The 4695-nt window shown below is 76.0% G+C and carries 5 protein-coding genes; all 5 read right to left on the bottom strand.

Annotation, left to right across the window (positions count from 1 at the left end; all coding sequences use genetic code 11):
- A partial coding sequence (locus E1283_RS32150) for a phosphotransferase (protein ID WP_165956324.1) occupies positions 1-448 on the bottom strand: 448 nt, incomplete at its 3' end.
- Between the two features lie 134 nt (positions 449-582).
- Complete coding sequence (locus E1283_RS32145; RefSeq protein ID WP_132821692.1) at positions 583-1218, bottom strand: bifunctional 4-hydroxy-2-oxoglutarate aldolase/2-dehydro-3-deoxy-phosphogluconate aldolase; 636 nt, start codon at positions 1216-1218, stop codon at positions 583-585.
- The gene (locus tag E1283_RS32140) at positions 1215-2180 is read right to left on the bottom strand and encodes a sugar kinase (protein WP_132821691.1); all 966 of its coding nucleotides are present in this window, start codon (positions 2178-2180) and stop codon (positions 1215-1217) included. Before E1283_RS32140 ends, E1283_RS32145 begins: the two co-directional genes overlap by 4 nt.
- On the bottom strand, positions 2177-3220 hold the full coding sequence (locus E1283_RS32135; RefSeq protein ID WP_132821690.1) for an L-idonate 5-dehydrogenase: 1044 nt from the start codon (positions 3218-3220) through the stop codon (positions 2177-2179). Before E1283_RS32135 ends, E1283_RS32140 begins: the two co-directional genes overlap by 4 nt.
- The gene (locus tag E1283_RS32130) at positions 3217-4563 is read right to left on the bottom strand and encodes an MFS transporter (protein WP_165956323.1); all 1347 of its coding nucleotides are present in this window, start codon (positions 4561-4563) and stop codon (positions 3217-3219) included. Before E1283_RS32130 ends, E1283_RS32135 begins: the two co-directional genes overlap by 4 nt.
- Positions 4564-4695 lie beyond the last annotated feature (132 nt).

The following is a 4695-nucleotide window of genomic DNA, read 5'->3' as shown; positions in this document are numbered from 1 at the left end:
GGGCGGCGAGCGGGTCGTAGGTGGCGCGGGCCTCGGCGGCGTCGACCGGCTCGGTGCCGAGGAGCCGGTGGGCCCGGCCGAGGGTGGCGCCGACCAGCGCGAGGTCGTGCCGGTCGGCGGGGTCGGGGGTGCGGCCCTCGACCCAGCGCAGCAGGGCGAGGTGGTGGCCCGCGACCGCGACGGTCGGGGCGCCGGCCGCCGTGGGGACGGCGGCGCCGGACGGCAGGCCGGCGTGTTCCGTCCGGGCGGCGAGGCGCAACCCGTGGTGGAACCGGTCGTCTGACGGGTCGTGCGGCACGGCCTTGGCGACCCGGCGGTCGGCGCCGTGCCGCACCTGCCAGGTGGCGGAGTTCATGCCGCCCGGCAGGGGCGTGACCTCGGGGTCCGACAGGTGCCAGTGGGTGGCGAGGGCCGCGGTGACGGCGGCCGCGTCGAGTGGGGTCGGCATGGCGGGGAGGCGCTCCGGGCTCGGGAGTCGTACGGACCACGGTGGCGGCGCGGCGGGGCCGCGCCGTCGGGGAGTCACCTCACGGCCCGGAGCGTACCCGGGAGGACGCCGTCGCCGCCACGGGTTCGGGGGGCTCAGAGGGCCTGGACGAAGGCGCGGGCGTTCGCGGTGACGGTGCGCCAGTCGGCGGCGGCGACGGCGGCCGGTGGGACGACGTCGGAGCCGGCGCAGACGGCCAGCGCGCCGGCGGACAGGAAGGACGCGGCGTTGCCGGCGTTGACGCCGCCCGAGGCCACCAGGGGGGTGCCGGGGAAGGGGCCGGCGAGGTCCCTGAGGTGGCGGGCGCCGAAGGTGTGGGCGGGGAAGATCTTCACGGCGGCGGCGCCGAGGTCGAGGGCGTGGCCGACCTCGGTCGGGGTGAGGGCGCCCATCACGACCGGCACGCCGGAGGCGGCGGCGGCCTCGGCGACGGCGGGGCGGCAGCCGGGGGTGACCAGGTAGCGGGCGCCGGCTTCGATGGCGCGCTCGGCCTGTTCGGCGGTCAGCACCGTGCCGGCGCCGACGACGGCGTCGCCGGCCTCGGCGACCGCGCGCCGCAGGTGTCCGGCGAGTCCCGGCGTGGTGTAGGTGAACTCGATCCAGCGGATGCCGCCGGCGAGCAGCGCGGCGGCGAGCGCGGCGGCGTCCGGGATCTCGGGGGCGCGGACGACGGCGATGACGCGGTCGGCGGCGAGGGGGGCGAGCGCGCCGGGCGGCTCGGTGGTCGTCATGGCCGGGTGCTCCAGGTGGCGGGGTCGAGGGCGAGCAGGCGGTCGAGTTCGGTCCGTGGCGGCAGGGTGGGGACGTCGGCCGCGGTGCGCAGGGCGGCCGCGGCGGCCAGGTGGCCGAGCCGCAGCCTGGCGGTGGGGTCGCGGCCTTCGAGGAGCGCGGCCAGGTAGCCGGCGGCGAACGCGTCGCCGGCGCCGACGGGTTCGACGACGTCGACGCGGCGGGCCGGGACGAAGGTGGCCACGTCGTCCGCGAAGGAGGTGGCACCGTGTTCGGCGTCCTTGACGACGATGAGCGGGGCGGGCGCCAGCAGTCGGCGGATCTCGTCGGCGGTGGCGGTGCCCCAGAGGGCCTCGGCCTCGTCCCGGCCCACGAAGACCACGTCGGCGGCCCTCGCCAGGGTGAGCAGCGCGGACGCCGCCGGCTCGGGGCGGCCTCGCCAGAGCGCCGGCCGGTGGTTGACGTCGAAGGAGACGACGGGCCCGCCGATGGTACGGCGGGCCACCAGCGTGGTCGCGAGCCGGGCGCAGCCGTCGGAGAGCGCGGCGGTGACGCCGGTGACGTGCAGCGCCCTGGCGCCGCGCAGCGCGGGGAGTTCGGCGGACTCCGGGCCCATCGCGGCGGCGGCCGAGCCGGCGCGGTGGTAGTGGGCGCGGGTCCCCTCGGGGCCCGGGTCCTTGAGGTAGAGACCGGTGGGGCGGTCGGGGTCGGTGGTGACGCCGTCGACGTCGACGCCGCGGGCGCGGAGTTCGGCGAGGATCCGCCGGCCGAGCGGGTCGTCGCCGACCCGCCCGACCCAGGCGGCGCGGTGGCCGAGGCCGACGAGGCCGCAGGCCACGTTGGACTCGGCGCCGCCGACGGCCAGCGCCAGGGCCCCGGCCTCGGCCAGCCGACGGCCGTCGGAGGGGGCGAGCACCGCCATGGTCTCGCCGACGCAGACGACGTCGGGAGGGCCGTCGGTCATCGGGATCCCCCCGGGCCGAGGCGCAGCAGCACCTTGCCGCCGGCCGCGTGATCCGGGTCGGCGGCGACGGCCAGGGCGCGCGCGGCGTCCTCGATGGCGAACCGGTGGGTGATGACCGGGGAGACGTCGAGCCCGTCCCGCATGGCGCGCAGCGCGTCGTCGATCTCGTCGACGAAGCGGTACGAGCCGATCCAGGTGATCTCCCTGGTGACCAGGGAGCCGAGGGTGGCCGGCGCCGGGGTGCCCGGCAGGTTGCCGACCTGGACGAGGGTGCCGCCGCGTGCGGTGGCGAGCAGGACCGCGCCGAGGGCGCCGGGCGCGCCGGACGCCTCGAAGACGGTCTCGACGTCGTCGGGGAGCGGTTCGCCGCGGGACAGGTCGCGCGTCTCGTCGGCGCCCATGGCGCGGGCGACGGCGAGTTGGGGGGCGGCGAGGTCGGCGGCGATGATCGTGCCGGCGCCCAGGTGGCGGGCGGCGGCGACGACCAGCGAGCCGATCGGACCCGCGCCGTTGACGAGGACGGTCCGACCGCGCAGCGCCCCGGCGCGGCGCACGGCGTGCAGGGCGACGGCCAACGGCTCGGCGAGCGCGCCGTGTTCGGTGGTGACGCCGTCCGGCAGCGGCCGGATCTGGTGGGCGCGGACCACCCGGTACTCGCTGAACCCGCCGTCGGTGTGCGGGTCGAAGGCGGCCGAGCCGAAGTACCGCACCCGGGCGTGCAGGTTGGTGCGCCCGGCGATCCGCTCGGGCAGCGGCTCGTCGCCGACCGGCTCGGCCGGGTGGACGGTGACCGGCTGCCCCTCGGCGGGCCCGGTGACGCCGGGGCCGAGGGCGGCGATGCGGCCGGCGACCTCGTGGCCGAGCACCAGCGGGTGGACGAGCCGGGCGGTGCCGGACGCGCCGTGTCGGAAGTACGACACGTCGGAGCCGCAGACGCCGCCCCACTCCATGGCCATCAGGACCTCGCCGGGCCCGGGCACCGGGTCGGGACGTTCGTCGATCCGCACGTCGCCGGGGCCGTGTACGACGACCGCTCTCACAGGGCGTCCTCCAGTCGGACCAGGTCGCGCCCCCGGGTCTCGGGAGCGAGCACGGCGGAGACCAGGGTGATCAGCGAGTAGACGACGAGCATCCCGGCGATGGGCCACCAGCTGTCGGTGACGGCGGTCAGGGTGGCCGCGAGGACCGGGCCGATGGCGGTGGCGAGCACGCCGCCGATCTCCTTGGCGACGGCGAGCTGGGTGAAGCGGGTGCGGGAGCCGAAGAGTTCGGCCATGGTGACGCTCTCCAGGGAGAACAGGCCGAGCACGCCGACGTTGAGCGCGACGATCATGCCGAGCATCACCGCGGCCGCGCCTCCGTGGGCGATGAGCAGCATGGCGGGGAAGGCCGTGACGATGGTGAGCAGGGTGAGCGCGATGTACATCGGGCGGCGGCCGAAGCGGTCGCCGAGTATGCCGACCACGGGCACGGTGAGGAAGCCGAGCAGCGAGCCGTAGAGGATGGCGTCGGTGGGCACGGAGCGTTCGAAGTCCAGGTTGGTGGCGATGTAGCCGACCAGGAAGGTCTGCACCAGGCCGGAGTTGCCGGCCTGGCCGAAGCGCAGGCCGAGGGCGACGAAGAACGCCTTGCCCTTGCGCTGCTTGAGGCCGACCTCCAGGCCGCCGGCGGGCTCCTGCTTCGCGGTGTCCTCGAGTTCGCCGCGGGTCATGGCCACGCCGTCCACGACGTCGGGCCGCTCCTCGAAGACCGGGCTCTCCTTGAGGCTGCGGCGCAGCCACACGGCGAAGATCAGCAGCAGGAAGCTGAGCAGGAAGGGGAGTCGCCAGCCCCAGGAGAGGAGTTGGTCCTCGCTGAGGACGGCGAGCAGGATGGCCCAGAGTCCGGAGGCGGCGAGCGTGCCGGAGTTGGTGCCGAGGGAGACGAGCGAGGCGACCAGTCCGCGGCGGGGCGCGGGGGCGTACTCGGCGAGCATCACGGTGGCGCCCGCGATCTCGGCGCCGGCGCCGAAGCCCTGGACGAGGCGCAGCGCGACCAGCAGGATCGGGGCGAGGATGCCGATGGAGGCGTAGGTGGGCAGGGCGCCGATGAGCGTGGTGGAGACGCCCATCATGACGATGGTGATGACCAGGACCTTCTTGCGGCCGAGCCGGTCGCCCATCCGGCCGAAGTAGACGGCGCCGGCGAGGCGGGCCACGTAGCCGACGCCGTAGGTGGCCATGGCGGCGATGAGGCCGATGGCGGGGCTGACGTCGGGGAAGAAGATCTTGTTGAAGACGATCGCCGCGGCCAGCGAGTAGAGCTGGAAGTCCATGAACTCCATGGCGGTGCCGAGCCAGCCGGAGACGGCGGCTCTGGTGAGGTCTCTGGTGGTCCGTTGCACGGGGCCCGAGGGCGTGAGCGCCGTACTCGACCTGGTTCTCGTCGGAGGTGCGGCGCACCGTGAGGTAGCCGAAGTCGGGCCCGTCGACGGCGGCCAGGGAGAACCACTTGTTGCTCGGCGCCACGAGGCCGG

Source organism: Streptomyces hainanensis, from assembly GCF_004348415.1.
Lineage (GTDB): Bacteria > Actinomycetota > Actinomycetes > Streptomycetales > Streptomycetaceae > Streptomyces > Streptomyces hainanensis.
Note: the sequence above shows the minus strand (reverse complement) of the source record. Positions and strands in the feature narration are given on the sequence as shown.

What these genes read in the sequence shown, in the direction of transcription:
- E1283_RS32140 (WP_132821691.1), bottom strand. Translation starts at nt 2,180, where the DNA reads ATGACCGACGGCCCTCCCGACGTCGTCTGCGTCGGCGAGACCATGGCG.
- E1283_RS32145 (WP_132821692.1), bottom strand. Translation starts at nt 1,218, where the DNA reads ATGACGACCACCGAGCCGCCCGGCGCGCTCGCCCCCCTCGCCGCCGAC.